28 protein-coding genes and 1 pseudogene are annotated in these 25,931 nt (G+C 54.2%); 4 read left to right on the plus strand and 25 right to left on the minus strand.

Annotated features, from left to right (window positions below):
* Positions 1–24: 24 nt before the first annotated feature.
* The 12 genes from IC803_RS11870 to IC803_RS11925 form a co-directional block, all read right to left on the minus strand.
* Positions 25–687, minus strand: coding sequence for a potassium channel family protein (locus tag IC803_RS11870; protein WP_063166433.1), 663 nt, complete (start codon positions 685–687; stop codon positions 25–27).
* 100 nt (positions 688–787) lie between these two features.
* The gene (locus tag IC803_RS11875; protein ID WP_081206741.1) at positions 788–1,249 is read right to left on the minus strand and encodes a TlpA family protein disulfide reductase; all 462 of its coding nucleotides are present in this window, start codon (positions 1,247–1,249) and stop codon (positions 788–790) included.
* Positions 1,250–1,322: 73 nt separating this feature from the next.
* A complete protein-coding gene (locus tag IC803_RS11880; protein WP_081206740.1) occupies positions 1,323–1,871 on the minus strand; it encodes a peroxiredoxin in 549 nt (182 codons plus the stop codon).
* Positions 1,872–2,120: 249 nt separating this feature from the next.
* The gene (locus tag IC803_RS11885) at positions 2,121–2,363 is read right to left on the minus strand and encodes a YkuS family protein (protein WP_063166435.1); all 243 of its coding nucleotides are present in this window, start codon (positions 2,361–2,363) and stop codon (positions 2,121–2,123) included.
* A gap of 52 nt (positions 2,364–2,415) precedes the next feature.
* Positions 2,416–3,549: an N-acetyldiaminopimelate deacetylase gene (locus tag IC803_RS11890; protein WP_081206739.1), complete on the minus strand. Its 1,134-nt coding sequence runs from the start codon at positions 3,547–3,549 to the stop codon at positions 2,416–2,418.
* A gap of 56 nt (positions 3,550–3,605) precedes the next feature.
* Positions 3,606–4,316: a 2,3,4,5-tetrahydropyridine-2,6-dicarboxylate N-acetyltransferase gene (dapD, locus tag IC803_RS11895; protein ID WP_063166437.1), complete on the minus strand. Its 711-nt coding sequence runs from the start codon at positions 4,314–4,316 to the stop codon at positions 3,606–3,608.
* A 93-nt stretch (positions 4,317–4,409) separates the two neighbouring features.
* Entirely contained in the window at positions 4,410–4,865 is a 456-nt protein-coding gene (gene cbpB / locus IC803_RS11900) for a cyclic-di-AMP-binding protein CbpB (RefSeq protein ID WP_063167393.1), read from the minus strand.
* A 104-nt stretch (positions 4,866–4,969) separates the two neighbouring features.
* Entirely contained in the window at positions 4,970–5,167 is a 198-nt protein-coding gene (abbA, locus tag IC803_RS11905; RefSeq protein WP_063166438.1) for an antirepressor AbbA, read from the minus strand.
* A 128-nt stretch (positions 5,168–5,295) separates the two neighbouring features.
* Complete coding sequence (locus tag IC803_RS11910) at positions 5,296–5,529, minus strand: hypothetical protein (RefSeq protein WP_081206738.1); 234 nt, start codon at positions 5,527–5,529, stop codon at positions 5,296–5,298.
* A gap of 48 nt (positions 5,530–5,577) precedes the next feature.
* Positions 5,578–6,795 (minus strand): EAL domain-containing protein, encoded by a 1,218-nt coding sequence (locus IC803_RS11915; RefSeq protein ID WP_081206737.1) that lies wholly within the window; start codon positions 6,793–6,795, stop codon positions 5,578–5,580.
* Between the two features lie 153 nt (positions 6,796–6,948).
* Positions 6,949–7,716, minus strand: a complete 768-nt coding sequence (gene fadH, locus IC803_RS11920; protein WP_081206736.1) for a 2,4-dienoyl-CoA reductase — start codon at positions 7,714–7,716, stop codon at positions 6,949–6,951.
* 35 nt (positions 7,717–7,751) lie between these two features.
* The gene (locus IC803_RS11925; protein WP_158083272.1) at positions 7,752–7,907 is read right to left on the minus strand and encodes a hypothetical protein; all 156 of its coding nucleotides are present in this window, start codon (positions 7,905–7,907) and stop codon (positions 7,752–7,754) included.
* A gap of 72 nt (positions 7,908–7,979) precedes the next feature.
* On the opposite strand from IC803_RS11925, the gene IC803_RS11930 reads away from it, so the two are divergent.
* Entirely contained in the window at positions 7,980–8,855 is an 876-nt protein-coding gene (locus IC803_RS11930) for a metallophosphoesterase (RefSeq protein ID WP_081206735.1), read from the plus strand.
* Positions 8,856–8,907: 52 nt separating this feature from the next.
* Positions 8,908–9,342 carry a YkyB family protein gene (locus IC803_RS11935; protein ID WP_081206734.1) on the plus strand — a complete coding sequence of 145 codons (435 nt, stop codon included), beginning with the start codon at positions 8,908–8,910 and terminating at the stop codon, positions 9,340–9,342.
* Positions 9,343–9,541: 199 nt separating this feature from the next.
* Here IC803_RS11935 and IC803_RS11940 read toward each other — a convergent pair whose 3' ends face one another.
* The 5 genes from IC803_RS11940 to corA form a co-directional block, all read right to left on the minus strand.
* On the minus strand, positions 9,542–10,891 hold the full coding sequence (locus IC803_RS11940; protein WP_223812076.1) for a glycosyltransferase family 2 protein: 1,350 nt from the start codon (positions 10,889–10,891) through the stop codon (positions 9,542–9,544).
* A 53-nt stretch (positions 10,892–10,944) separates the two neighbouring features.
* The gene (locus IC803_RS11945) at positions 10,945–11,970 is read right to left on the minus strand and encodes a HEAT repeat domain-containing protein (RefSeq protein ID WP_081206732.1); all 1,026 of its coding nucleotides are present in this window, start codon (positions 11,968–11,970) and stop codon (positions 10,945–10,947) included.
* On the minus strand, positions 11,970–13,685 hold the full coding sequence (locus IC803_RS11950) for a GGDEF domain-containing response regulator (RefSeq protein WP_223811964.1): 1,716 nt from the start codon (positions 13,683–13,685) through the stop codon (positions 11,970–11,972). Before IC803_RS11950 ends, IC803_RS11945 begins: the two co-directional genes overlap by 1 nt.
* A gap of 223 nt (positions 13,686–13,908) precedes the next feature.
* Positions 13,909–14,559, minus strand: coding sequence for a glycoside hydrolase domain-containing protein (locus IC803_RS11955; protein ID WP_063166446.1), 651 nt, complete (start codon positions 14,557–14,559; stop codon positions 13,909–13,911).
* Positions 14,560–14,630: 71 nt separating this feature from the next.
* Entirely contained in the window at positions 14,631–15,626 is a 996-nt protein-coding gene (gene corA, locus IC803_RS11960) for a magnesium/cobalt transporter CorA (protein WP_081206730.1), read from the minus strand.
* 192 nt (positions 15,627–15,818) lie between these two features.
* On the opposite strand from corA, the gene IC803_RS11965 reads away from it, so the two are divergent.
* Entirely contained in the window at positions 15,819–16,046 is a 228-nt protein-coding gene (locus IC803_RS11965; RefSeq protein WP_081206729.1) for an IDEAL domain-containing protein, read from the plus strand.
* 155 nt (positions 16,047–16,201) lie between these two features.
* On the plus strand, positions 16,202–17,359 hold the full coding sequence (locus IC803_RS11970; RefSeq protein WP_081206728.1) for an aminotransferase A: 1,158 nt from the start codon (positions 16,202–16,204) through the stop codon (positions 17,357–17,359).
* A gap of 188 nt (positions 17,360–17,547) precedes the next feature.
* Here the strand turns inward: IC803_RS11970 and IC803_RS11975 are convergent, their stop codons facing one another.
* The 8 genes and pseudogenes from IC803_RS11975 to IC803_RS12010 all read right to left on the minus strand — a co-directional run.
* The gene (locus IC803_RS11975; protein WP_081206727.1) at positions 17,548–18,522 is read right to left on the minus strand and encodes a quinone oxidoreductase family protein; all 975 of its coding nucleotides are present in this window, start codon (positions 18,520–18,522) and stop codon (positions 17,548–17,550) included.
* A complete protein-coding gene (locus IC803_RS11980) occupies positions 18,519–19,301 on the minus strand; it encodes a 2-phosphosulfolactate phosphatase (RefSeq protein ID WP_190304304.1) in 783 nt (260 codons plus the stop codon). The genes IC803_RS11975 and IC803_RS11980 overlap by 4 nt, the downstream gene beginning before the upstream one ends.
* Before the next feature lie 9 nt (positions 19,302–19,310).
* Entirely contained in the window at positions 19,311–20,369 is a 1,059-nt protein-coding gene (locus IC803_RS11985) for a phosphotransferase family protein (RefSeq protein WP_081206725.1), read from the minus strand.
* 50 nt (positions 20,370–20,419) lie between these two features.
* Positions 20,420–20,995, minus strand: a complete 576-nt coding sequence (locus IC803_RS11990; protein WP_081206724.1) for a TetR/AcrR family transcriptional regulator — start codon at positions 20,993–20,995, stop codon at positions 20,420–20,422.
* 106 nt (positions 20,996–21,101) lie between these two features.
* Entirely contained in the window at positions 21,102–22,721 is a 1,620-nt protein-coding gene (locus IC803_RS11995) for a long-chain-fatty-acid--CoA ligase (RefSeq protein ID WP_081206723.1), read from the minus strand.
* A gap of 22 nt (positions 22,722–22,743) precedes the next feature.
* Positions 22,744–23,526, minus strand: coding sequence for an SDR family oxidoreductase (locus IC803_RS12000; RefSeq protein WP_081206722.1), 783 nt, complete (start codon positions 23,524–23,526; stop codon positions 22,744–22,746).
* Positions 23,527–23,546: 20 nt separating this feature from the next.
* Positions 23,547–24,755, minus strand: coding sequence for an acyl-CoA dehydrogenase (locus tag IC803_RS12005; protein WP_081206721.1), 1,209 nt, complete (start codon positions 24,753–24,755; stop codon positions 23,547–23,549).
* Positions 24,756–24,887: 132 nt separating this feature from the next.
* Positions 24,888–25,670, minus strand: a pseudogene (locus IC803_RS12010) (NAD(P)-dependent oxidoreductase); the annotation flags it as partial.
* Between the last annotated feature and the right edge of the window lie 261 nt (positions 25,671–25,931).

Below are 25,931 nucleotides of genomic sequence, written 5' to 3' on the forward strand. Positions count from 1 at the left end.
GAACAACCGTTTCCGATTATGCCGCTAGCCGACGACTTTTTCCTCAAACCGGTCGATGTCGCTGTCAGCACCGATCACGACCAACACATCGCCTTTGCGGATGATTTCCGAAGCAAGCGGTGAGACGATGACACTCGCTCCGCGCTTAATGGCGACGATGTTAATGCCGTAGCGGGCGCGGATGTCAAGCTCGAGCAGCGAATGGCCGTCAAGCCGTTCGCTCGCAACAATCTCGACGATGCTATGTTTGTCCGACAGCTCCAAATAGTCCAAGACGTTGTTCGAAATAAGGTTATGGGCGATCCGCTCACCCATGTCCCGCTCCGGATGCACGATTTGGTCGGCGCCGATTTTTTTCAGCACTTTTTCATGGTAATCGTTCGTCGCCTTGACCGTAATATGGTTGACGCCGAGCTCTTTTAAAATGAGCGTCGTTAAAATGCTCGCCTGAATGTTGTCGCCGATCGCAACAATGACATGGTCAAAGTTGCGGATGCCTAAGCTTTTCAGCACGTTTTCGTCCGTCGTATCGCCAACAACAGCGTGCGAGGCGATGGCCGCAAATTCGTTCACCCGATCTTCGTCAATGTCAATCGCGAGCACTTCCATCCCTTGTTCGCTCAATGTCCGGCAAATGCTGCCTCCAAATCGCCCGAGACCGATCACCGCAAACTGTTTCTTTTTCATCGTTGATTCCTCCACCAATTGTCAATCGTCGCTTCCCCTCCTTATTGTAGCAAAAAAGAAAAGGAACGAAAACGATTCTTCGCTCCTTGTCGAGCGCCGGTTACGCCTGCTCTGCCTTTTCCGTTTCTTCGAGCACGCGGTTGACGCGTTTTTCGAGCATTTTCATGCCGCTGCCGCCTGCCTGGAAATGGCGGAGCTTCCCCTCGGCGTCAAACACGTAATACGCCGGAACGTATTGGTTTTCAAACGCGTCGGTGATTTTATGCTCATTATCGACGAAAATCGGCTGGGTGATGCCGTGCTCTTCAGCTGTTTTTTTCACAAGCTCGATGTCTAAATCGTGTTCCGAGCGCGGCATATGGACGGACACGACATTGAGCTTGTCCTTGTACCGGTCGCGGAACTCGTTCACTTGCGGCATCGCTTCTTTGCACAAATGGCAGCTGACCGACCAAAAATGGATTAACGTTGGCTTTTTTCCGATCAATTCGTCTCTTGATACTTCCCCATTTAACATGGCTGTTGCTCCGGTCAGCTCCGGCATTGGTTCACGCAGTTTCACGCTCATCCCTCCATTGGAAAAGAAAGGCCTAACGCCCCCGTTAGACCTTTCTCCATGATTCATGCACATCGCCTTACACCGTCAACGTCGCTTGCCCCGGCTTCCAGTTGGCCGGGCAGAGGCCGCCGGTTTGCAGCGCTTGCAGCACGCGCAACACTTCATCAACATCGCGGCCGATGTTGTTATGATGAACGACGGCATATTTCAGCTCGCCTTCCGGATCGATGATGAATAATCCGCGCAGCGCGACGCCCTCTTCTTCAATGAGCACGCCGTAATCGCGCGAAACTTGCTGCGTCCGATCGGCGGCGAGCGGGTACTTAATTTGGCCGATGCCGTTTTGGTCGCGCGGCACATCCATCCACGCCTTATGCGAGTAAACCGAGTCGGTCGACGCGCCGATCACGACCGCGTCTAAGTCTTCGAACTCATCATAACGGTCGGAGATGGCCGTAATTTCCGTCGGGCAAACGAACGTAAAATCGAGCGGATAGAAGAACAGCACGGTCCACTTGCCGTTTTTCATGTTTTCTTCAAGGCTGACGCGGCCGAATTCTCCGTTCGGCAGGACAGCCTCCATTTCAAAACGCGGAGCTTGTTTTCCGACTAGGCGCTCTGCCATATGTAATCCCTCCACTGCCAAAAAATAGCGATGCCTACCGTTCGCTGACATCATTCATTGCAACACTCCGAACCATTTAGCCCCATGTGACCGTTAAAAAGAGGCGGAATGATTTCCCATCTTCTTTTCATTGGTTCTGTTTTAAGGAGAAACGGCCGCTATGTCTTGATTTCGCCCAACCTTGATTGGTTTGCTCAGGCGAACGGCCCCACAAAAAACGGGCTGCTGGCGCACACAGCCCGATAATCGTTACCGAAGCTTTTGTTCAATTTTTTGGCAAATTTCTTCCGCGGTAAGTCCGCTCGCTTCAATGACCGGACCGGACGTGACCATGTTTTGAATGCCGGTGACGTTTGTATCTAAGCCGGTAATGACGCAACAATCGCAGCCTTTAGCATCTTGTTCGCTGCGCAGCGGAACAACGTCATACCCTCTTTCCTTCAACGCCTCCTGCACGTCGGTCAGCGATTGCTCGACACCGATTTTCGCCATCACACTCCACCTCCTCACACATAATGTGTCTTAATAGAGGCGGAACTATACTTCATTCCATATTCCCTTTCCACGAAAAATAGTCGATTAAAAAGGCGATGGCCCGGTCGATCGCCGCTTCATTTGGGGCCAGCTTCGCATGGTGCAGCCCGTATGGCGAATCGACGCCAAGCCAAAACATAAAACCGGGGATTTCTGCCAACATATAGCCAAAATCTTCACCGGTCATCGCCTCTTTGCAGCGGATGACATTCATGTCGGCATGCATTTCAGCAAATTGGATAAATTCTGTCGTCAACGACGGGGCGTTGTACACTTCGTGGTACATGGCGCCGTAATCAATCGCCGCCTCACATTCGTAGGCCACTTCCACCCCGCGGACGATCGCTTCAATCCGCCGCTTCACTGCCTGCATCGCCGCCGTCGACAGCGTCCGGATCGTCCCTTCGAGCCGAGCGCGTTCGGCGATGACGTTTTGCACGGTTCCGCCGGTAATTTTTCCGATCGTAATGACGGCGCTGTCAAGCGGATCAACGTTGCGGGCGACGATCGATTGCAACTGGGTGACGAGCGCGCAGGCGGCGACGACCATATCGTTGGCTAAGTGCGGAAACGCCGCATGGCCGCCTTTCCCTTTTAAATCAATAAACAGTTCAGACGTATTGGCAAACAGCAGCCCTTCTTTCGTCGCGATCGTACCGACCGGATATTCCGGGGCGATATGCAAGGCGACGATCATATCCGGCTTCCACTCGCGCATCGTATCGCTTTCTAACATCGGCTTCGCCCCGCCCGGGCCTTCTTCGGCCGGTTGGAAAATAAACAGCAAATCGTCTTTGAGCGGGTGATGGGCAAAATGAGTCAACACGCCAAGAGCGATGCTCATATGGACGTCATGACCGCACGCATGCATTTGCCCTTCATGTTCGGAGCGATACGGCAGGCCGGTTTCTTCGCCGATCGGCAAGCCGTCGATATCAGCGCGGTAGCCGATCGTTTTTTGCGGCGCTGTTCCGTTGACTTTCACAAAAATGCCGGTTTTCCACGTCCGGACATCAAGCCGCTCCTGCGGCAGCGACCGAATATACTTCAGCAAATATTGCTGTGTTTTAAACTCTTGAAACCCGAGCTCGGGAATTTTATGCAAGTCGCGGCGAATGGCGACAAATGGGCTGATCGCTTCCATCTTCTCTCCTCCATCGGAAAAAAGCTGCCCTGTGAGCGGACAGCTTTTTCATGTCATTATAATTGGCGAAGCTCTTGTTTAATTTCCGTTTTCGCTCTCGTTTGTTCGTCAATTTGCTTAATGACGCGCGCCGGCACGCCGGCCACGACCGTATACGGCGGCACGTCTTCGACGACGATTGCCCCGGCAGCGACGACCGCCCCTTTGCCGACGGTGACGCCTTCCAAAATGACGGCGTTAGCTCCAACGAGAACATCATCTTCAATCACGACCGGCTTGGCCGATGGCGGTTCAATCACTCCAGCCAACACCGCGCCAGCACCGATATGGCAGTTTTTCCCGACCGTTGCCCGGCCGCCGAGCACGGCGTTCATATCGATCATCGTCCCTTCGCCGACGACGGCGCCGATGTTGATGACTGCTCCCATCATAATGACCGCATTGTCGCCGATCTCGACGTGATCGCGAATAATGGCGCCCGGCTCAATGCGCGCTTTCACCCCTTTTAAATCCAACAGCGGAATGGCCGAGTTGCGGCGGTCATTTTCGACGACATAATCCTCGATTTTGTCCCGATTCGCCTCGATAGCGGCTTGAATGTCTTGCCATTCGCCAAACACCACGCCGGTGTTGCCAGCGATAAACGTTTTCGCGCCCGGGCCGAAGTCGATGCCTTCCACGTTCCCTTTTATGTATACTTTGACCGGGGTTGATTTTTTGCTGTTTTGAATAAATGAGATGATTTCATTCGCATCCATCATTTTCATGGGCCATTGCTCCTCCTTGTCCATGTTCGTTTCTTCTTTACTGTAGCAAAACAAAGATGATCGTGGCAAGCGTCAATTCCCGGGCGCACCCAGCTATGGCTTCGGCGTGCCTTTTTGTTTACGCAGTTCTTTATTTAGCTGCTTTAAAATTTCCCGCCGGGTAAAAATTCCTTCAAAATAGCCGTCATCGTTTTCTACGCAGACGAATGGATGATTGACGACAAGTCCGACCGCCTTCATCAAGCTGTCGTCGAGCCGGAGGCGCGGAATGTTTCGATTCATCACTTCTTCGACCTTCATCGTTTCGAGCCGTTCAAACTCGATGCGCTCTAATCCTAACATCGCATCCATAATCATCGTCATGCTGATGAGCCCATGCAGTTTATACGATGTATCGAGAACTGGGATCGCTGAATAGCCGGTTTTTGTCAAGACGAGCAGCGCATGATCCAAATAGTTTTCAGGCTGAACGTGCGCGACTTTATCCGCAGGGATGAGGAATGGTTTAACCGTCATGTTGGCCGGCTGTTTGTTTCCTAACCATGTCATGCCAATGTTCCGCCTTTCTCTTTTTTGCATCTTTCCCTCTCCACTTTTATCATACCATAAAAAAGACTATCGCTTCTTGCCAAGCGATAGTACAAAACGACATGTTACCTTTCTTCAGTTAAAAGGCGGTCGTACAAACGTAAAAGCTGCCGGTATCGTCGTTCGTCGGCCTCCTTATCCCCGTTTTCAATATCCGCCAGCTCGGAACGGACAAGTTCGAGCGCATATTCCTGGCTGAACAGCACCTCAAGCAACAATGACGCCTCCTCGCCCGACAGCTGCAGCGGCAGCCGCTTCGCCATCTTCACTCCCCCTTTGCCTCTTCCGCTTTCATATATATATTCAGCGGCAAAGGAAAAAAGTCGTGGAAAAAAGCGTCATTTGCAGACAGGCAAAAAAGGCCACCCATATGAATGGAATGGCCTTTTTTTCAATAATAGCGCAACGCCAAATAACCAATGGCAAAAATGGCGAGCAAGGCAGCAAGTACGTAAGCGAGAAGCAACGGATTGCGCAAGTAGGCATGCTCCTCGACCGTTTTCGGAATCGGCCCGTCAAGCTCCCCTTGCCAACGCTGTTGGCGTCCGAGGCGAACCGTATAGACGAACCCGATGATCGCGATCAATACAGAGAGGGCGGATAACACAAAAGTCAACTGTGCCATAAGTTTCACCTCATGTTTACTTTGCCGCAATGAGAGGATTTTATGCGGTCAATAATGGGCGTCATGCTCAAACAAATAGCTGTACGACAAGTCGATAAACAAATAATGGCGCTCATCGATCGGGTATGAATACGTCCGGATCGTCTCCCCGGTTTCGATGTCTGTATATAAATCCGATAAAATCCCTCTCCGGCGCGAACGCATGCGAATAATGTTTTCCAAAAAATACGGACGCCAGCTCCAATTTTTCATGTAATATTGCTGTTGCAACTCCCAGCGGCCGCCGCGCTTAAACATATTGCCCGACTGTTGAAAGCCGTCTTCATCACAGACGTAAATGCGGAAGCAAACGTCATCGAGTTCGTCGGCCAACAGCGAAATCAGCTCATTAAAGCCGCCCGCTTTTTTGTATTTGCCAAGCAGCGCGGCAATCCGTTGCTGAAACTGCTCGGAAATTTGATACAGCATCTCAAGCTTTTTCTTTTCCTGCTGGATAAAGCGATGGCATTCTTGACGCAGCAGTTCTTTCAATAAATCACGCGGCACGACTTCCGGCGCCGGCTTAGCCAAATAGTACCCTTGGTAGTAGCGGCCGCCATGCCGCCATGCGTACTGAAGCTGAAATGATGTTTCAATATCCTCATACAGAAGCGTCGCTCCGATTTTGCGCGCCAACAACGAAATGGAATGAACGATTTCTTGATAAGCTTGGTGGACAGCCGTTTTTCGCAATTCATGCAAGTCGATTTTTAAAATGTCAGGCGACAAAACGCCGATCCGCTCAAGATGAATGCTATGTTCGGCGATATTATCGACCGCCACTTTAATGCCGTACGTGCGGATATACGTCAATAAATGGCTGAGCTGATCCAAGTCGCCTTTAAAATGCTGCTCGTTAATTTCCAATATGATGCGGCTAAGCGCCAATCCTTTCGCCTCGTAACCGAGAAGCAATTGCAAAAACGATTCGCCGCGGTCAAGCATCAATAAATTGGCGTCGCGGTTGAAAAAGATCAACAGCGTCTGGTCATCGAGCGACAGAAAATAATCGAGCGCCTTTTTGGTGATCACATCATCCACTTCCATGCGAAACTCTTCCGGAATCGTTTCATCATGAAAAAACGGCCCGAGACTGATCGGCCCCGCTTCCGTTTGGAATCGCCCGAGCACTTCATATCCGATGACTCCATGCTCATCGGCGCTAAAAATCGGTTGATAGTACGGAATCACTTGCGACAAGTTGGCCATCACGTCTAATGCATCCATCATGCTCACCTCATTCTCGTCGACCATCTTTGCCTTTATTATACCATACTGTCCAACCTTTCCCGGCACGAAAAAAGCGGATCCCCCATGACAGGGAATCCGTTTAGACAGCAGCCATTGTTCCGCATATGCAAGGCAAAAGCTGACTGAATGTTAAAACGGCCGCCGGTTCAGCCATTGCCCGCCGTCGACCGTAATGCAGGCGCCGTTGATGTAAGCGGCTTCATCCGAAAGCAAAAACGCCGCGACCGCCGCGATCTCTTCCGGCGTTCCGAGCCGTCCGAGCGGCACGCTGTCTATCGTCATCCGCTCCGCCTCTTCTGACTCCCAAAGCCGCTCGGCCCCTCCTGTCCGCTCGATCGGCCCCGGAGCGATCGCATTGACGCGGAAGCCGTATTTCTTCCCCCACTCGACCGCCAGTGTGCGCGTCATCGCCAGCACCCCGGCCTTGGCGCTTGCCGAATGAATGACCCCCGCGCCGGCATGCCAGGCGTACGTCGCAATGATGTTGATGATGCTCCCTTTCAAGCCGCGCTGAATCCAATAGTTGCCAACTTCGCGGCTGCAGTAAAACGTTCCGTTCAATACGATATTGATAACGCTGTTCCAGCCGTTGATCGACAGCTTTTCCGCCGGACAAATAAAATTGCCGGCCGCGTTGTTGACGAGAGCATCGATGCGGCCAAACTCCGCGTCGGCTCGTGCGACCATATCCGCGACTTGTTCCGGATTGCGCACATCCATCGGGACAACAAGCACCCGCCCGCCGCCGGGCGTTTCCATTTCCCGCTTAGCCTCTTCCAGCGCTTCAACCCGCCTTCCCGTAATGACGACGTTCGCCCCTTCGGCAACAAACCGCTTCGCCATATATTTGCCCATTCCGCTCGACCCGCCGGTAACAATGATGACTTTTCCGTTCATTCGCCTCTCCCCCTATGACTGATTGCTCATTCATTTTACTGTTCCTTCAGTTCTCTTTCTTTTTCTAGCATAGAGCAAATCCCTCTTCTTTTCAACAAAAATAACTGATTTTTTTGAAAATCAAAACTCACTGATTTCTTTCCTGCTTTCCCTTTTCCTAAGAGTGAGGGGCCTTCTTGATTGAGCAACATGATTTTTCTCCTATTGTTCTTCCCTTCATGTTTTCGTTATAATAAAGCTACTTGTGAAGGGACGACGAGACGATGCATCGCATTGAAACAACCAAAATGAACCGACGCGCGTTTTTGAAAAAGCTGACACGCACCGGCTTCGCCGCGGTGCTGGCGACATCGCTCGCCTACGGCTACGCCCGCTGGGTTGAACCGTCACACTTGACGGTGACGCACCATACACTGTCACACCCGCTCATCCCGAAAGCGTTTCACGGTGTAAAACTGCTGCAATTCAGCGACCTCCATCTCGGGCATTATGACAGCTTGAAACGCTTTTATCACGTGATCGACCGAATCAACGCGCTGGAGCCTGATCTTGTTGTTTTTACCGGCGATTTGCTTCATGAGGCGAACCGATACCCGCACGCTGAGACGGTCGCTGAAGCGCTGGCAAACATCCGCGCCCCGCTTGGGAAATTTAGCGTTTATGGCAACCACGACCACGGCGGCTACGGGACGGACATTTACCGCCGGCTGATGGAACGGGCCGGGTTTCGCGTCCTTGTCAACGAGCATGCGCTCGTTCACCGCGGGCAGGAGGCGATCGCTGTGGCCGGCGGTGACGATATGATGCTCGGCCGGCCCGATTGGGCGAAAATGACGGCTGGCATTCCGCCGGCAACATATACGATCGCCCTCGTTCACGAACCGGACAGCGCCATTGAGACGTGCCGCTATCCGATTCATGTCCAGCTGTCCGGCCATAGCCATGGCGGACAAATTCAGCTGCCGTTTATCGGCCCGCTCATTACTCCGCCGCTGTCTGAACGGTATTACGAAGGATTTTACCACGTCGGCGGGCTTGTGCTGTACGTCAACCGCGGCCTCGGCACAACAAGGGTGCCGCTTCGCTTTTTCGCCCCGCCGGAACTGACGGTCTTTTCGCTTACTAATCGCGAAAAATAGGTCAAGTCAGCCACAACTATGTTATAATAGAAAGAAAAAAGGAGACATGTCGATGAAACCGTTGCAGTTGACGGTCGACAATATCGCCAAAGCCATTTTTACAGTCAACCGCCATGCGAAGACGGCATTGAACCCTTCGTTTCTTTATCTTCTGAAGAAAAAAGCCATCGAAAAGCTGCTTGAGGAAGGCAAGGCGAAAAAGGTCGGCCTCCATTTTTCCCGCAATCCAAAATACAGCCAGCAGCAATCTGATGTGCTCGTGGCCGTCGGCGACTACTATTTCCACATTCCTCCGACAAAACAAGATTTCGCCGCCCTCCCGCACCTCGGCGCGCTCAGCGACGCATACCGAAATCCTTCCGTCCGGATGCCGCTATCGGAGGCAAAAGCAATTCTCATCGCCTACACCGGGATCAAGGAATCGACGGAACGAAAGCCGAAACGATTGACAAAGCCGATGTTTAAGCGGCTCGGCGACCGCTACTAAACAAGGCGCCGGAATGTTCCCGGCGCCTTCTTTTCTTTCCCCTGCTTACTCATGATGGAACGAAGCGCTCCGCTCCCCCGACGGCGAAGGGGATTCATAGGCCATTGTTTCACTTCGCCTGAACGTGGAGGCTTTCCGCTCAAAACTAGAAACAGGAGCGGCCTTTATACATTGGGGAAACGGACCGATTACGGGAGAATTAGACCGATACCCCCTTTCGCTTCATGCTCCCCCATTGTTTTCGGCGGCGGATGGCATCGATGATTCCTTCGCACCGCCACCATGCCGTCAGCGGGCGATACCAAAACGTCTCCGTCAGCGAGAAGAAAAAGAGCCACACAAAATCCGAGACGTTCGGAAACTTCCGCTCGGTCCATTCCTCAAGCAACACGGCGGCAGCGGACAAAAGCGAGCCGTACAAAACAGAAACCACCAACAAGAGAAGAGCAAACTCGATATATAGGCTTCCGAGAAACAGTGAGAGAACCATGACGATATATCCGGCCAGTTCCACAACCGGACCGAGAAACTCAATGAACCAAAAATATGGGAAAGAAAGGAGGCCGATCGAACCGTATTTCGGGTTGAACAACAGCGTCCGGTGGCGCCATAAGCTTTCAAGCAGGCCGCGATGCCAGCGCCGCCGCTGTTTCCGCAAGTCGCCATACGTTTCCGGCGCCTCCGTCCAACAGACCGGATCCGGGATGTAGATAATTTTTTTCTCCTCATTTTTTTCCCGCGCCAGCCGGTGCAGGCGCACGACAAGTTCCATATCCTCGCCGGCTGTATCCGCATACCCCCCTGCCTCGATCACCCACTGTTTGGAAAAAACGCCAAACGCTCCAGAAACAATGAGCAGCAAGTTATGGCGGCTTAAGCCGAGACGGCCGAGCAAAAACGCACGCAAATATTCGATCGTTTGCATAATGACAAGCGGCCGCCGCGACAGCCCGACCTTCACAATGTCACCGCGCTCAATCCGGCAGCCATTGGCGATGCGGATGCTTCCCCCCGAGGCGATCACTTCCCCGTCCGCCTCGATCATCGGCTTCATCACTTTTAAAAAGGCGCGCCGCTCCAACACGGAATCGCCGTCAATCGAACAAATATACGGATAGCGGGAGGCGTTGATCCCCGCGTTTAACGCATCCGCCTTCCCACCGTTTTCTTTGTCCAGGACGAATAAGTGCGGATAGGCCGGCGAGCGGTAAACCATTTTGATTTCTTTTGCCTCCAGCTGGCGGCGAATCACGCGATACACGGGCCGAAGCCCGAAATGCTCAATCAGCTTCTCAAGCGTCCGATCCGTTGAACCATCATTAATGACGATCACCTCATATTGCGGATATTCGATGCTGAGCAGCGAGCGGATCGAGCCGACGATGCCAGCTTCCTCATTATAGGCGGGAACGAGGATGGACACCGGCTTTGCATAGCTCACATCGAGCAGCTCCTCGTACGGCTCCCAGTCATCCAGCCGATGGGTGCGCCGTAAGTGGACGAAGGAAACGGCGAGCAGAAATGTATAAAAAACGACGACACCGGCCATGTAAACGAGCACAGCCTGCCCGATGGCCGCCACAAGTGTCTGCCATGGCCCCACTATATCTCCTCCCCTTCGAGCCATTGCCTTGCCATATCACGGGCGTAGCGGTCGTCCACATTTTGGGCCGCTGTACGCAATACAGCCCGGCCGCCCGGAAGGCGGGCGATGGCCGCGGCCGCCTCCGAACGAACGGCAAAGGAACGGTCTGAAAGCCGCTCGCACAGAAGCGGGAGCAGCTTTTCTTCCCGGCATTTTCCGGCAAGGCGGGCCGCCATCAATCTCTCTTGCCAATGCGGCGAGCGCAAGTGGCGCTCGAGCTGCCGCGCGCCAAGCGGCACACCGATTTCTGCCATCGCCTTGAGCGCACGAACGCGGATTTCCCATTCTTCCGATGCCAGTAGCCACTGCAAAAACAGCTGCTCTTGACGGCGGCGGATGCCGATCATGTCGATCAACGCATATTTTCCCGCCGGCGGCAGTTCAGCAAACCGCTTTTTCACCTGCTGAAGCAGCTGCTCGCCCATATGACCAAAAATAATGCGATACGCAAATTCCGTCAACTCATATCTCGGTTGAAGCACATACGTCACGACCGGACGATAATCAAATTTGGCGAAAATGGCCAATATTTTCGCTGCCTCTCCTTCTGTGACCTCATCGGAGCGGTACAGCCGTTCGATGTCGGGCAGCATCCCTTTCATCTGCAAATCTTCGATGAGAAACAGCGCGTTCATCCGCTCGCTCCATTGCCGGCTTGCCAGCCGGCGGCGCAGCCAGCCTTGAAAGTGCGCTTCAGCAAACGCGCGAAGGCGCGCCTGCACATGCTCCCCTTTCAGTAGCGAGGCAAAGCTGTCCAACAGTTGGAGCACAGCCTCCCGCTCAAGCGGCGATGAAAAACGAAACGAAAGCTCCTCCTCTCCGAGCAAATAGCGGAGCAGCGGGAGACGGCGTTCTTCCTTATAGGCGCGAAGCCGGGCCTGGCGCCGGTTTTCCCGCCATTTGCGCATGACCAAATAAATGAATAGCCCGGTCAGCACCGCCAACAAAGCAGCCGCCATCGCGACGGCGAAAACGAGCGCCATTACTCCTCCAACTCCTTTAGCAGCCGGCGCAGCCGCGCTTCAAGCTCAAGCCATTTGAACGGCTTTGTCACATACTCATCGACCCCTTTTTCGAGAGCATGGGCAATTTCCCGCTCATCTTGGCGCGACGTCAGCATCATCACTTTATGCGGCATTCGCCGACGGCGGAGGCGGTGCAATACCTCGAGGCCGTCCATTTTCGGCATAACCCGGTCTAGAATGACGACGAAGCGCCGTCCATGTTCGCAGAGCGGCGATTCGAGGAAGGAAAGCCCGTCGCCAAACTCATAAATGTCCACTTCCCGCTCCTGCTCGGCGGCAAGCTTGCGAACGAGATCAGCGATGACCGTCCGCGCCAATTCATCGTCGTCGACGATGGCAACAGACCACCGCTGTGTATCCGCCTGGCGATGTTGTTTTTCGGCCTGAGCGCCATTGGCGTGGGACGTTTGCCTCCGCGCTTCTTCAACTCGGTTGCCGCCCTTTCTTTTGGCTTCATACAGCGCTTTGTCGGCCAAGTTGAGCCAATGATCGAGCGGTTCGTTCGGATCGTCGCATTCGACAAAACCGGCGGAAAACGTGCACGACAGGCGCACGCCATCCGCCTCGACTTCCTCGGAAGCGAACTGGCGCTGCAGCCGTCTAAGCACGCGGCGCGCCTCTCCTGTCGATGTTTTTGCCAGCCAAACGACAAACTCCTCGCCCCCAAAGCGGACGACCGTATCCATTCCCCGCGTATGTTGAAGCAAAAAGGCAGCCAGCTTTTTTAACACCGCATCACCCACCAAGTGGCCGAAACGGTCATTGACTTGCTTGAAATGGTCCAAATCGAGCAGCGCCAAACAGCTCGGTGTCCCGGAACGCTCGAGATCGCTGCGCAGGCGGACATACACTCGCGGCAAGTATTTACGATTGTAGACGCCGGTTAACTCATCAATAAGTACAAGTTCATCAATTTTCCGCTTTTTTTCTACGAGACGCCGAACACGAATGAACAGCTCGCCAGCTGCAGCCGGCTTCACGATGACATCGTCGGCGCCAAGCTCATACCATTTTAGATGGACGGCTTTGCGCCCATCCCTGCTGACGATCACTACTGGAATGTAGCAAGGGCGACCGGTGTTCTCGAGCAGCGCAAGGAAAGAAGGAGTTTCCAAATGATCTTCCCCGATGTCGACGATGATGCAGTCCGGGTTGAGGCGAAACATCGATGCCGCCGCCTGTTCGAGGGAAGGAAGCGTGATGAAGCGCCACGGTACGGTTTGCAATGATCCGCGGAGATAAGCAAAAAATAGCGGATCATTTCCGCAAAGGAGAACATCGGCTTCCGTCCCTCCGCGTTGCGGGGGGGAAGCGATTGGAGAATCGGTTTCTTCGGCTTCATAGCAGCGGCGAAGGAGCGGAACCATCTCTGCCAGCGCCTCCTCCGCCGTCCATTGCCGTTCCTTTTGCCTGCTCATTCCCTGGAGAATCCGTTCCGCTTCGGCAGCGATATCATTGCGGCCGATCACCTCCGCCGCCCGGCCGATGGCACCGAAAAACCGGATCAGCTCCGCGCTGCTGAGCGGTGATGAAGCCTCCCATTGTTCATACTGTTCTTTCATCTGGTCTAGTAACGAGACGACATAGGAATCCAACTTCCCTCTCCTTTCTTCATAGTAACCACTTCCTAATTGCGGTAAAAAGAAGTTCTCGCGCTGCTTCCATTTTCGCATCCCCTTTTTGGCGGGGGGTGGTCAAGGGCGAATCCGGCCTTGAGCATCCTCCGCTGCTCATTGGGATGGTCTATGCGGAGTTTTCATAAAACTTTTGACGCTACCTTTTTCCTATTACTAATATAATCGATCCGGAAAAAAACATGAAAAGAAAAGAACACGACCCCCGCGAACTTTCCGCCGACCAAACAAAAAAGCCGCTGCCTTTATGCAACGGCTCTATTCAATACAAAAAGTCAAGCAGGCGGCGGTCCGCCAAATTCGTATCAACCGGACAAACTTCCGCGTCGCGCCCGTACTGCCAGACCCAGACGTTCGCGCTGCAAGGCGGGGCGGCCGGCTGGTAGCGCGGCGCTTTTTGTTCTTTCGTCGTTCCCGGCCTTGGAGCCGCGCTCCAAATGACGGCCTGCACCGCCACTTGATTGTTCCTCCCCACCGCCTCGCAATAAGCGGCGGCGAAATCTCCCTTCGTTGGATCGGCGTACAGTCCCGGGCGATACCCGGTCGGATAGAGTGTTTCCACCCAAGCAGCGATCCAAGCCGCGTCGACGGCAAAAAAGTCTTCAATGTTGGCAAACAGCAATTTATTTTTCGGAATGCCGAGCCGCCGCGCATGGAACACCGCATTGCGCGCCGCCACTTGCCCGTTCGCATAGCCGACCGCCTCACGAAAGGCGTTGTAGATGGGCATCACTTTTACTCCATAGTTGCGGATGCGCGTGATCTCGTCCCGCGTCAACCCTTCCGACACATTGGGCACTTCCACCAAATAGCGGCCCCAAAATTTCGGGTAACCGAGCTCTGTCCGTACGCATTGAAACAATTGGTCCGTTACGACTTGCGCCGAATCAACGCCCCAAACACCTCTTACCATCCTTCCCCCTCCTTCGCGGTCACATTGCCACAGTTATGTATATGAGGGGGACAGCTTGTTTTATACGGCTGCTAGCGGCGCTCCCGATCCTCTTTCGCCCAGTCGCCTTTTAACAGCTGGAACCAGCCGTTGCGCTTAAACCAAATAAACATCGTTATGCCGATGGTTGCCATGACAGCCAATACGGCAAAGTACCCATATTTCCAGCGCAGTTCAGGCATATAGTCAAAGTTCATCCCATAAATGCCGGCAATAAAGGTGAGCGGCATAAAAATCGTCGTAATGGCCGTAAACGTCATCATAATGTTATTCATTCTGTTGGAGTTGAGCGACAAATAGCTGTCCCGAATATCGGCGGTAATTTCCCGATTCGTCTCAATCATTTCCGATAGCTTTAATAAATGATCGTAAATATCATGGAAATACAACTGCCGCTCTTTCATGCGCTGCAGCCGATCGGAGTGGATGATGCGGTACAATAAGTCGCGCATCGGCACAATCGTCCGGCGCAATCTCGATAAATCGCCGCGAATATCAAACACTTTTTCGATCACGTCATGAATCGGCTCGTTGTTCGTATTTTCCTCTAAATCATTCAACACATCTTCAATGTAGTACAGCGGGGGGAAGTAATCATCAACGAGCTTGTCGATCAGCCGATACATGACATGAAACGGCCCCTGCTGCACGTCCTGCTCGCGCTTCAGCCGCTCCCATACGTCCTCGACCGCATGAACCGGCGACTTATGAAACGAAACGATAAAGTTTTGTCCGACAAACAGATCGACTTCCTCAGCCTCAAGCGTCGTCCCCGCAATCGCATGGAGGACAACAAATAAGTAGCGGTCATAAAAATCGAGTTTCGGCCGCTGCACATATTCCAAACAGTCCTCAATCGCGAGCGGGTGGAAACGGAAAAACGAGGCGAGCAAGTCTGCCTCCTCGTCCGTCGGCTCATGAAAATCGACCCAATACCATGAAACGTCCGGGCTGTTGACGAACGTTAAATCGACATCATGTATAACCTCAAACTCTTTTGTTACGACACACGTACGGATCATCGCCATCTCACCTTGCCATTTTTTCTCTTCTTATCATAACCGAAAAGACGTTACACCCCAACAAAAAACGGGTATAGAAATCGTGTAGAGAAAAAATTGACAAAAAATATTTATCTAAATTTTCTTTACATTTTCACCAAAAACGATGATAATATAAAAAAGGGAACTCCTTCGTTCCCATATGGGAGGGAATCAACGATGTACGAAAAACAGTATCCGAACGAAGGCGCCGTATTGTTCAACCAGCCGGAAGAAAAAAGCAGCTATGGTCCAATGGCCGAACGAGTATTGAAAGAAGCGATCTTCCAGTTTCAGAGAAAAAAACTGATGGAAAAAATTGATGAGGCGCTCGCTGCCGGCAACAAGCCGCTGTTTTTCAAACTTTCCGCCCAATATAACGACTTGTTGAAAAAATACGGCGTGTAAAAGGAGCGAACGAAGTTGGAGTGTGAATCATCCATGACAGGGTGAGCCCCATTTCCGTCTGCGGAAACGATCCGAACGGAAAGGGGCTCATTTTTGTTTTTCTGTTTTTCATTCTCAATGGTACAATAGAGAAAAAACGGAAAGGTGGACAACTCGTGAAACACCTCATTCAGCCACGCGTCCAATCCATTCAACTATCAGGCATCCGCCAGTTTTTCAACCTTGTCGCCGGCCGGCCGGGGCTAGTTTCCTTGACGATCGGCCAGCCGGATTTTCCGACACCTGATCATGTCAAAGCGGCCGCCCAAGAAGCGATCGCCGCTGATTTCACCACGTATACGGCGAACGCCGGCCTCCTTGAGCTGCGCCAGGCGGCTTGTCAGTTTGTCGCCGATAAATACGGGCTTCGCTACAGCCCGGATGAAGTGATCGCCACCGTCGGCGCCAGTCAAGCGCTTGATATTACGTTTCGCACCATTTTAGAAGAAGGGACAGAAGTGCTTCTTCCCGCGCCGGTCTACCCTGGCTATGAGCCGCTCATCCGCCTGTGCGGGGCGAAACCGGTGTACATCGACACAAGACAAAACGGCTTTCGTCTGTCGGCCGAGCTGATCGCGCCTTACATCACCGACAAGACGCGCTGTCTCGTCCTTCCGTATCCGTCCAATCCGACCGGAACGACGCTGTCAAGTGAAGCGCTTGAATCGATCGCCGCGCTGATGAAAGGACGGCCGATTTGGATCGTGTCTGATGAAATTTACAGCGAGCTCGTCTATCGCGGCCACCACCGCTCGATCGCTGAATGGCTGCCAGAGCAGACGATCGTCATCAACGGGCTAAGCAAATCGCACTCGATGACCGGCTGGCGCATCGGGTTTGTCTTCGCCCCTTCCTTTGTCATCGAACAGATGCTCAAAGTGCACCAGTACAGCGTCTCCTGCACGTCATCCGTCAGTCAAAAGGCGGCGGTTGCGGCGCTTACTGCCGGCAAAAACGACGCCGAGGCGATGCGCGCCGCTTACGCCGAACGGCTTGAGTACGCATACAATCGCCTCACGGCCATGGGGCTTCCGGTCGAAAAACCGGACGGCGCGTTTTATTTATTTCCATCGATCGCTGCGTTTCATATGCCATCGTTTGATTTTGCCGTTGATGTCGTTGAAAAAGCCGGCGTCGCCCTCGTCCCCGGCAGCGCCTTTTCAGAATACGGCGAAGGCTATGTCCGCCTGTCGTACGCCTATTCGCTCGATGTGCTCAAAGAAGGGCTCGATCGGCTCGAGCGATACATTCAGACGAAGAGGAACAGCCGGTAAAATGAGAGCGGCTTCGTTTTCCTTTCAGCGCGATGCCGCATGCGGCTTCCACCGGCTGATTTGCGCACATATGCAAAAAAGGAGGGCCCGCAAAAGCAACGGGACCCCTTTTTCATCGCTATATACGGCTATATGCGTTTTCTCTTGGAGGAAGGCGGCCTTTTCGGTCAGATCGTTTCCTCTCTTTTTTACGGCACAAGCAACAGCTTGCCGCTCGTTTTCCGCCCTTGCAGCAGCTCGTGCACCATGGCAGCCTGTTCAAGCGGATAGACGCCGCCGATGGTCAGCTCTAAACTTCCTTCTTGCACCCAATGGAGCAGTTCGCGCAAGCTTTGCTCGTACAGCGCCCGCTTCCGCATGATCTGCGGCAAGAAAAAGCCGATGATGGACCAGTTTTTCGCCATCAGGCGAACCGGGTTTAGGCGCGTCATCTCCCCGCTTGCCGCACCGTAGACAACAAGGCGGCCGAACGGGGCAAGGCAATCAAGCGTTTGGTGGAAAATGTCGCCGCCCGCCATTTCCAAAGCAACGTCAACCCCGCGGCCTTGGGTCGCCTCCATCACGGCCTTAGACCAGTCGTTTTTCGTATAATCGACCGTCACATCGGCGCCAAGACGGCGAGCGAGCGCCCGCTTCTCCTCGGTGCTCGCCGTGGCGATGACGGTTTTCGCGCCAAACCGTTTCGCCAGCTGCACAGCGAGCGTGCCGACGCCGCCGGCTGCCGCATGGACGAGCACTGTTTCCCCTTCTTCAAGGCGACCCATCGTTTTCAAAATGTGATAGGCGCTTAACCCTTGCACCGGCAGCGCGGCCGCTTGGCGGGCATCAACTCCGTCCGGCAGCGGCACGACCGCCCGTTCATCAACAACGACATACTCGGCGTAGCCGCCCGCCTCGATCAAGGCGACGACGCGCTGTCCTGGACGGATCGTCTGCACGTTTGGACCGACTTCGCGGACGACGCCGGCCACTTCGGTGCCGGGCACGAATGGAAGCGGCGTCGGTACAACGTAGCGTCCTTCCCGCCTCGCTGTGTCGGCGTAATTGACGCCAATCGCCTCCGCTTCAATCAACACATGCCGTCCGGATGGCGACGGGCGCTCGATCTCTTTCACTTTGAGCACGCCCGGACCGCCGTACTCTGTAAATTGCACAATTCTCATTGCCGTTTCCCCTCCCTTGCTGCTTTCATTTGCGCCATATCGCGCATTTCCGGTCCAACCGGCCCGGGCTCGAGCTTCGGAATGACAGAAAGCGCTCCGTGCCGGTTGATGTAGTCGATCTCCTTTTCAAGGCCGCACGCGGCCATCCAGCGGCCAACAAGCGAGGAGGATAGCACCTCTTTCGCCTTTCCTTCGCCGCCGTATTGCCGGTAAAACAGCCAGGCGGCCATGGCGCTGTCAGAAAGCTCTGCCGCAGCGATTCCTTGCTCAATCAAGCAATGGACAAAATAGCCGGCGCCATAAAAATCTTCAAGGCAAAAGCGGCCGGATGAACCGGAGCAAATGACAATGATCGTCTCATTCTGATGCGCCCGGCAAATATGTTCGCTAACAGCTGGGCTGTTAAGCAAACTCGCCGCATACACGGCCCGGGCTTTCATGGCCTTGCGAAGCGCCACCGTGCCGTTTGTCGTCGACAAAATGACGGTCTTCCCCGGGCAAACCGTTTGCAAAAACAGCGGCGCCGGCGGGTGGAAGCCGGTGATCGTCCTTCCTTCGCTTTCACCGGCAAGTTCATACCCCCCATCCGGCAATCGGCGCCCAACTTCTTCGGCTTCGGCCGCGCTATACACCGGAACGACCGAGCGAGCGCCGGCAGCCAGCGCCGCTGTAATCGATGACGTCGCGAGCAAAATATCAAACACAACGGCTACTTTGCCGTCAGCGAGCGCCGTTTCGTCAATGTCTTCCTTGCGCAGCACAACATGCACTTTCGTGATCATCCTTTTTCACCGCCCTGTCGCCAGCTGCCACGCATGCTCGATGAGCGCCTCGACAAACTGGTTGAAATGACGAAACCGCTCATCATTTGTTTGTCCGCGGCGGTAACGGTAATAAATTTGTTGGCAGATGACGGCCAATTTAAAATAAGCAAACGTTAAATAGATATGCATATCAGAAACGTCGCGGCCGCTTTTTTCCGCATACACAGCAATAAACTGTTCGCGCGTGTAAAAGCCGGGCCGGACGGTGACCGGCGCGCGGCCGAAGCCGTGTTTGACAAGCGGCGGGTCGCCTTCTTCAATCCAATAGCTCATCGCCACTGCCAAATCGGCAAGCGGGTCGCCAACGGTCGACATTTCCCAATCGAACAAGCCGACCATTTTCGTCACATCGTCCTCAGCAAACAAGGCGTTATTCAGCTTAAAATCGTAATGAATCACCGTCGCCTCGCGCTGTGGCGGAATATGGGAAGCAAGCCACTTCATGAGCGCCTCGGCCGCTGGAACGTCGTCTGTTTTCGCCCGCTCGTAGCGCTGAATCCACCCGTGCACTTGCCGCTCCATAAACCCTTCCGGCTTGACCATCTGCACAAGGCGGGTCTTCTTATAATCGATTTGATGGATGTTGACAAGCGTCTCGACCATCGTTTCGGAAATGCCGCGGCACACGTCCTCCGTCGGGTCGATGCCATCTGGGAAATCGCTGTCGATCACCACGCCGCGGCGTCGCTCCATCACAAAAAACGGGCTGCCGATCACTGATTCATCTTCACAAAAGTAGAATGGCTTCGGAGCCAACGGGAACAGCGGATGAATTTCGGCAAGCCACGTGCTCTCCCGCTTCATATCGTGTGCTTTTGGCGGCACCGGGCCAAACGGCGGGCGACGCAGCACCGCTTCCCACTCCCCGCAGCGAAGCAAGTACGTCAAATTCGAGCGGCCGGCGGAAAATTGCTCGATCTCGAGCTCCCCGTTCGGCATATCCGGCAACACCGCGCGTAAAAACGCAGCCAGCTTTTCGGCCGGCAGTTCCTCCCCTTTGCGCACCGGAATAATGGCGCTCATCTCCCTCTCCCCCTTTGCGAACGCGTTTCGATGCACGCCGTTTCGCTTGTTTACGGAATATGCGGCGCACCCATTCCGTCAATCAAAATCGCCACCATTTGTTCAGCCACTTCCGCATCGGTCAGCTCGCCGTCCGGACGGAACCAGTGGTAGCTCCAATTGGCCGCCCCAAGCACCGTGAGCGCGGCAATCGATGGCGACAAATCACGGCGCAGTTCACCGTTTTTCATTCCTTCTTCAATTAACGCCTGCAGCTGATGGCGGAACAAGTCGCGCTTTTCCTTCACCTTTTGCAAATGTTCCTCGCTCAAATGCTTCATCTCACGGAAAAACACGCGCGCTTGCCGTCCTTGCCGCTCGACATTGTGAATGAGCATATATACGATGGCGTACAGCTTTTCCCGCACCGACCGCCGCTCATCATTCATCATGCGCGCCTGCTCGCTAAGCAGCCCCTCAATGTAGCGAAGGTGAATGTCCATGAGCAGCTCTTCTTTGCTTTTGAAGTAGTAGTAAAACGTTCCTTTCGTCACCCCGAGGACATCGACAATATCTTGGATCGACGTTTCGCTGAATCCTTTTTGTTCAAACAGTTCAATGCTGGCAGCGATAATTTTTTCCCTCATGCCTTCCCACCTCTTGCCTCATATGTAGTCACTTGTAGTCACTGCCAGCTATTGTACCATAAAACGGCCAAGTCTGCTCGCGACTTGGCCGTCAGCCGCGCCGCCGTCATTGCGGGCGGGACGCCTCTTCGCGCAAGGCGCGGCGCAAAATTTTGCCGACGTTCGTTTTCGGCAGCTCAGCGCGGAACTCGACGATGCGCGGCACTTTATAAGCTGCCAAGTTTTTTCGGCAGTGGGCGAGAATGTCGTCTTCGCTCGCCTGTTGCCCATCTTTTAAAACGACGACCGCCTTCACCGTTTCGCCGCGGTACGGGTCCGGCACGCCGATGGCCACCGCCTCTTTCACGGCCGGATGTTCATACAGCACTTCCTCGATCTCGCGCGGATAAACGTTGTAGCCGCCGGCGATGATCATATCTTTTTTTCGGTCGACGATCGTCACATACCCTTCCTCGTCAATCGCGGCCAAATCCCCGGTGTACAACCATCCGTCGCGCAGCGCCGCCGCCGTTTCTTCCGGCATATTCCAATATCCCTTCATCACCTGCGGCCCGCGGATGATGAGTTCACCGACCTCACCCGGCGGCAATTCTTGCGCGCCCGTCGCCACATCGACGACTTTGTATTCAGTGAGCGGCATGCCGATGCCGACCGTGCCCGGCTTGCGTGCAGCAAACGGCGGGTTGCAGTGCGTCACCGGCGATGCTTCGGACAGTCCGTACCCTTCGAGAACGACCGCCCCCGTTTTCGCCTCGAAATCGCGCATGAGCTCAAGCGGCATTGGCGCGCTGCCGCTGTTGCACGTTTTAATGCTGCTGATGCCGTACTGCTCGACTCCCGGCGTGTTCGTAATGGCGACGTACATCGTCGGCACGCCGGGGAACACGGTCGGCTGCTTGTCGCGGATCGTCTCGAGCACTTCTTTCAGCTCAAAGCGCGGCAGCAAAACGTTTTCCGCCCCTTGGTAAATGGCTAAGTTCATTCCTGAAGTCATCGCAAAGACATGGAAGAGCGGGATCACGGTCAAATAGCGCTCTTTTCCCATTTCAAACGTTCCTTTAAAAAACTCGGCGCATTGCAAAACATTGGCAAAAATGTTGCGGTGGGTGAGCATCGCTCCTTTTGAGCGCCCTGTCGTTCCGCCCGTGTATTGCAGCACAGCGACGTCATGCGCCGGTTCGATTGGCACCGGACGCGCTTGCCCGCTTCCTTCGGCGAGAAACTCCTCAAACGTGACGTCTCCGGCGGCCAACGAAGCGGATGGCGGCGCCCCAAAGCTGACGGTGACCGCCCGCTTGACGGCCGTCTCCCCTCTTACCGCAATAAGGCGCGGATAAAGCGGCTCATAAATGATGATCGTCTCAGCCCCGGAATCGTTCAGCAAATACGCCAGCTCGCGCTCGACGAGCATCGGGTTCACTTGGGTGACGATGGCGCCAGCCTGCAAAATGCCGTAATAAGCAATGACGTATTGTGGGCAGTTCGGCAGCATAATCGCGACGCGGTCGCCTTTTTGCACCCCAAGCGCCTGCAGGCTCGAAGTGAAGCGGTTGACCGCGGCGGCGAGCTCAGCGTACGTGATCGTTTTGCTGTAAAACGTCAGCGCCGGCTGGCTGCCAAATTGCGCCGCCCGTTCATGGAGCACATCGCATACCGTTTTGTCCGGAATGTCAATATGAAACGACACATGTTCTGGATAAAGAGACAAGGCCCGTTTTTCGCTCATTTGCTTTTCCCCCTTACTTTCGTTAAATGCCGGTCGCATGACTGCCGCCGTCAACGACAAGAAGCGCGCCGGTGACAAACGAGGATGCCGGCGAAGCGAGGAACAAGACGGCGCCTTTTAGGTCATCTTCACCGCCAAAGCGGCCGAGCGGCGTATGTTCCAATACTTTTTGACCGACTTGCTCAAGGACGACGCGCGACATTTTCGTCGGGAAAAAGCCGGGGGCGACCGCATTGACGCGAATGCCGTGTTTTCCCCATTTAGCAGCCAAATCGCGCGTAAACGTAATGACCGCCCCTTTGCTTGTGTTGTAGCCGATCGTATTTAAAATATCGGGATGCGTGCCGCCAAGGCCGGCGACGGAAGCGATATTGATGATGGCGCCGCCGGTTTGCTTGGCAATCATCACTTTGCCGGCCGCCTGGCTCATCAAAAACGTGCCGGTGACGTTGACGTTGATCACCTTTTGCCACGCTTCGAGCGGCATCTCCTCCACCGGCGCCCCCCATGTCGCCCCGCTGTTGTTCACCAAAATATCGATGCCGCCGAATTCTTTCGCCGTCGTTTCGACAACACGGTTTACGTCATCCGGATTCGTCACGTCGCACGGCAAAGCAAGCGAGCGGACGCCGAGCCGTTCTATTTTTTCTTTCACTTGCTCGCACGCTTCCACCTTGCGCGAGCAGACGACGACATTCGCCCCGGCTTCGGCGAGGCCGATGGCGATCTGTTCGCCGAGGCCTCGCCCACCGCCGGTGACGATGGCCGTTTTTCTTTCAATTTTAAATAAATCGAGTACGTGCATGAATGCCACTTCCTCCCCCGTTATTGATATTGCCGCAGTTCAAGCTTTGCGACCTGCTCTTTGTGCACTTCGTCCGGCCCGTCGGCGAGGCGGAGCGTGCGCGAGTTCGCCCACATGGCGGCCAGCGGGAAGTCGTTGCTCACCCCGGCGGCGCCAAACGCCTGAATGGCACGGTCGATCACTTTTAAGGCGACATTTGGAGCGACCACTTTAATCATGGCAATTTCTTTGCGCGCGACCTTGTTGCCGACCGTATCCATCATGTATGCTGCTTTCATTGTCAACAGGCGCGCCTGCTCGATTTCGATGCGCGACTGCGCAATCCACTCGCGGATCACGCCGTGCTCCGCGAGCGGCCTGCCGAACGCCATCCGCGACTGCACGCGCCGACACATGAGCTCAAGCGCCCGCTCCGCCGCCCCAATCAAGCGCATGCAATGGTGAATCCGCCCCGGGCCGAGCCGCCCTTGGGCGATGGCAAACCCTTTCCCTTCTCCCCAAATGATGTTTTCTTTCGGCACCCGCACGTGGTCATATGTAATCTCCGCATGGCCGTGCGGCGCATGGTCAAAACCAAACACCGGCAGCATCCGTTCAATTTTCACCCCCGGCGTATCGAGCGGGACGATGATCATCGACTGCTGTTCATGTTTTGGTGCGTCCGGGTTCGTTTTGCCCATGACGATGGCGACTTTGCAGCGCGGGTCGCCGGCGCCGGACGACCACCATTTCCGACCGGTAATGACATATTCATCGCCGTCGCGGATGATCGACGCCCGAATGTTCGTCGCATCGCTTGACGCCACATCCGGTTCGGTCATCGAAAAGCACGAGCGGATTTCCCCGTTTAAGAGCGGGATGAGCCATTTTTGTTTTTGTTCCTCGCTGCCGTAGCGGACGAGCACTTCCATGTTGCCGGTATCCGGCGCATTGCAGTTGAACACTTCCGGAGCGATGAGCGACCGGCCCATAATTTCGCAAAGCGGCGCGTACTCGACGTTTGTTAAGCCGGCTCCGTATTCACTGTCCGGCAAAAACAAGTTCCAAAGCCCTTCTTTTTTCGCTTTTTCCTTCAGTTCTTCAATGATCGGGGGCACGCTTGACCATCTCGACTCTTGGGCGTTCAGCTGCTCCTCGTACACTTTTTCATTCGGATAAATGTACCCCTCCATGAAAGCGCTTAATTTTTTGATCAGCTCTTGGACTTTCGGCGAATAGGAAAAGTCCATGCCATCCCCTCCCTTTATACTAACCGGTTAGTATGTGCCCCCTTATTTTTACTATACCTCTGCAGAAAGAAATATTCAATATTTTTTGATAAATATGTTTAACATCAAAAAATGGGGCGAAACCGCCCCATTTTACTCCTGAACGTAGCGCTTATATAACGCTTGTGTGCCACTGTTTTCCTCCCCGGCTTGCGCCAGTTCTTCGTACATCGATTTGGCGAGCGCTAGGCCGGGAAGCGGCAAATTCATTCGTTCCGCTTCTTCAAGCGCAATTTTCATATCCTTAATAAAATGTTTAATGTAAAACCCGGGCGCAAAATCGCCGGTGAGCATGCGCGGTGCCAAGTTGCTCAACGACCAGCTGCCTGCCGCCCCTTTAGCGATGCTCTCAAGCACGCGGAGCGGGTCGAGTCCCGCCTGCTTCGCATACGCCATCGCTTCGCAAACGCCGATCATATTCGTAGCAATGGCGATCTGGTTGCACATTTTCGTATGCTGGCCCGCTCCGGCTTTTCCTTGCAGAACGATGTTCGTCCCGAGGCGCTCAAGAATCGGCTTGCACGCCAAAAACACCTCTTCATCACCGCCGACCATGATCGTCAGCGTTCCTTCGCGGGCGCCGATATCCCCGCCGGACACCGGGGCATCCAACGCGTGGATGCCTTTTTGCTTTGCCGCTTTGTAAATGGCTTGCGCTAGCGTCGGCGTCGAAGTGGTCATATCGATGACATACGTTCCCGGCCGCGCCTGCTCCAAAATGCCGCCCTCACCGAAATACACTTGCTCAACATCGTACGGGTAGCCGACCATGGTCATGACAACGTCCGCTTCCCAAGCCAAATCGGCGACCGTTTCCTTCCATACCGCCCCTTCTTCAAGCAAGTCGAGCGCCTTTTCCTTTGTCCGTGTATGAACGGCTGGCGAACATCACTCTTTCCCGTCACTCAACAGCTTCCAAAAACGGCGGAACGCCGGATTCAAAAAAGTTTCCCCATTGTGAACTACCCGCCACCTGCGTTTCGTTTAGAGGAGGGGGCTTCAGGCGACTTGTGTGTGTTCGCCGAACGGTAAGCCGCGCACAAGAACCCTTTACACTTCCCTTCATTCCGAAGGTGCCCGTTTGAACCATTAACGATCCTATTGATTGGCGATGGCCAGCCAAAATTCATCTCCCAT

Source organism: Geobacillus sp. 46C-IIa (assembly GCF_014679505.1).
In the GTDB taxonomy this organism is placed as follows: domain Bacteria; phylum Bacillota; class Bacilli; order Bacillales; family Anoxybacillaceae; genus Geobacillus.

Excerpts from the sequence above, each read along its gene's own strand:
- IC803_RS11955 (WP_063166446.1), bottom strand. The coding sequence starts at position 14,559 with ATGGTAAGAGGTGTTTGGGGCGTTGATTCGGCGCAAGTCGTAACGGAC.
- IC803_RS11950 (WP_223811964.1), bottom strand. The coding sequence starts at position 13,685 with ATGCGAAAATGGAAGCAGCGCGAGAACTTCTTTTTACCGCAATTAGGA.
- fadH (WP_081206736.1), bottom strand. The coding sequence starts at position 7,716 with ATGAACGGAAAAGTCATCATTGTTACCGGCGGGTCGAGCGGAATGGGC.
- cbpB (WP_063167393.1), bottom strand. The coding sequence starts at position 4,865 with ATGACATGGTTAGGAAACAAACAGCCGGCCAACATGACGGTTAAACCA.
- IC803_RS11870 (WP_063166433.1), bottom strand. The coding sequence starts at position 687 with ATGAAAAAGAAACAGTTTGCGGTGATCGGTCTCGGGCGATTTGGAGGC.
- corA (WP_081206730.1), bottom strand. The coding sequence starts at position 15,626 with ATGGCGATGATCCGTACGTGTGTCGTAACAAAAGAGTTTGAGGTTATA.
- IC803_RS11925 (WP_158083272.1), bottom strand. The coding sequence starts at position 7,907 with ATGTTGCTCAATCAAGAAGGCCCCTCACTCTTAGGAAAAGGGAAAGCA.
- IC803_RS11985 (WP_081206725.1), bottom strand. The coding sequence starts at position 20,369 with ATGAGCGCCATTATTCCGGTGCGCAAAGGGGAGGAACTGCCGGCCGAA.
- IC803_RS11885 (WP_063166435.1), bottom strand. The coding sequence starts at position 2,363 with ATGGCGAAAATCGGTGTCGAGCAATCGCTGACCGACGTGCAGGAGGCG.
- IC803_RS11975 (WP_081206727.1), bottom strand. The coding sequence starts at position 18,522 with ATGAGAATTGTGCAATTTACAGAGTACGGCGGTCCGGGCGTGCTCAAA.
- IC803_RS11890 (WP_081206739.1), bottom strand. The coding sequence starts at position 3,549 with ATGGAAGCGATCAGCCCATTTGTCGCCATTCGCCGCGACTTGCATAAA.
- IC803_RS11910 (WP_081206738.1), bottom strand. The coding sequence starts at position 5,529 with ATGGCACAGTTGACTTTTGTGTTATCCGCCCTCTCTGTATTGATCGCG.
- IC803_RS11945 (WP_081206732.1), bottom strand. The coding sequence starts at position 11,970 with ATGGCGCTCGTTTTCGCCGTCGCGATGGCGGCTGCTTTGTTGGCGGTG.
- IC803_RS11990 (WP_081206724.1), bottom strand. The coding sequence starts at position 20,995 with ATGAGGGAAAAAATTATCGCTGCCAGCATTGAACTGTTTGAACAAAAA.
- IC803_RS11880 (WP_081206740.1), bottom strand. The coding sequence starts at position 1,871 with ATGGCAGAGCGCCTAGTCGGAAAACAAGCTCCGCGTTTTGAAATGGAG.
- IC803_RS12005 (WP_081206721.1), bottom strand. The coding sequence starts at position 24,755 with ATGGACTTTTCCTATTCGCCGAAAGTCCAAGAGCTGATCAAAAAATTA.
- abbA (WP_063166438.1), bottom strand. The coding sequence starts at position 5,167 with ATGGCGAAGCGGCTGCCGCTGCAGCTGTCGGGCGAGGAGGCGTCATTG.
- IC803_RS11930 (WP_081206735.1), top strand. The coding sequence starts at position 7,980 with ATGCATCGCATTGAAACAACCAAAATGAACCGACGCGCGTTTTTGAAA.
- IC803_RS11965 (WP_081206729.1), top strand. The coding sequence starts at position 15,819 with ATGTACGAAAAACAGTATCCGAACGAAGGCGCCGTATTGTTCAACCAG.
- IC803_RS11935 (WP_081206734.1), top strand. The coding sequence starts at position 8,908 with ATGAAACCGTTGCAGTTGACGGTCGACAATATCGCCAAAGCCATTTTT.
- IC803_RS11940 (WP_223812076.1), bottom strand. The coding sequence starts at position 10,891 with ATGGCCGGTGTCGTCGTTTTTTATACATTTCTGCTCGCCGTTTCCTTC.
- IC803_RS11915 (WP_081206737.1), bottom strand. The coding sequence starts at position 6,795 with ATGGATGCATTAGACGTGATGGCCAACTTGTCGCAAGTGATTCCGTAC.
- IC803_RS11995 (WP_081206723.1), bottom strand. The coding sequence starts at position 22,721 with ATGAGCGAAAAACGGGCCTTGTCTCTTTATCCAGAACATGTGTCGTTT.
- IC803_RS12000 (WP_081206722.1), bottom strand. The coding sequence starts at position 23,526 with ATGCACGTACTCGATTTATTTAAAATTGAAAGAAAAACGGCCATCGTC.
- dapD (WP_063166437.1), bottom strand. The coding sequence starts at position 4,316 with ATGAAAATGATGGATGCGAATGAAATCATCTCATTTATTCAAAACAGC.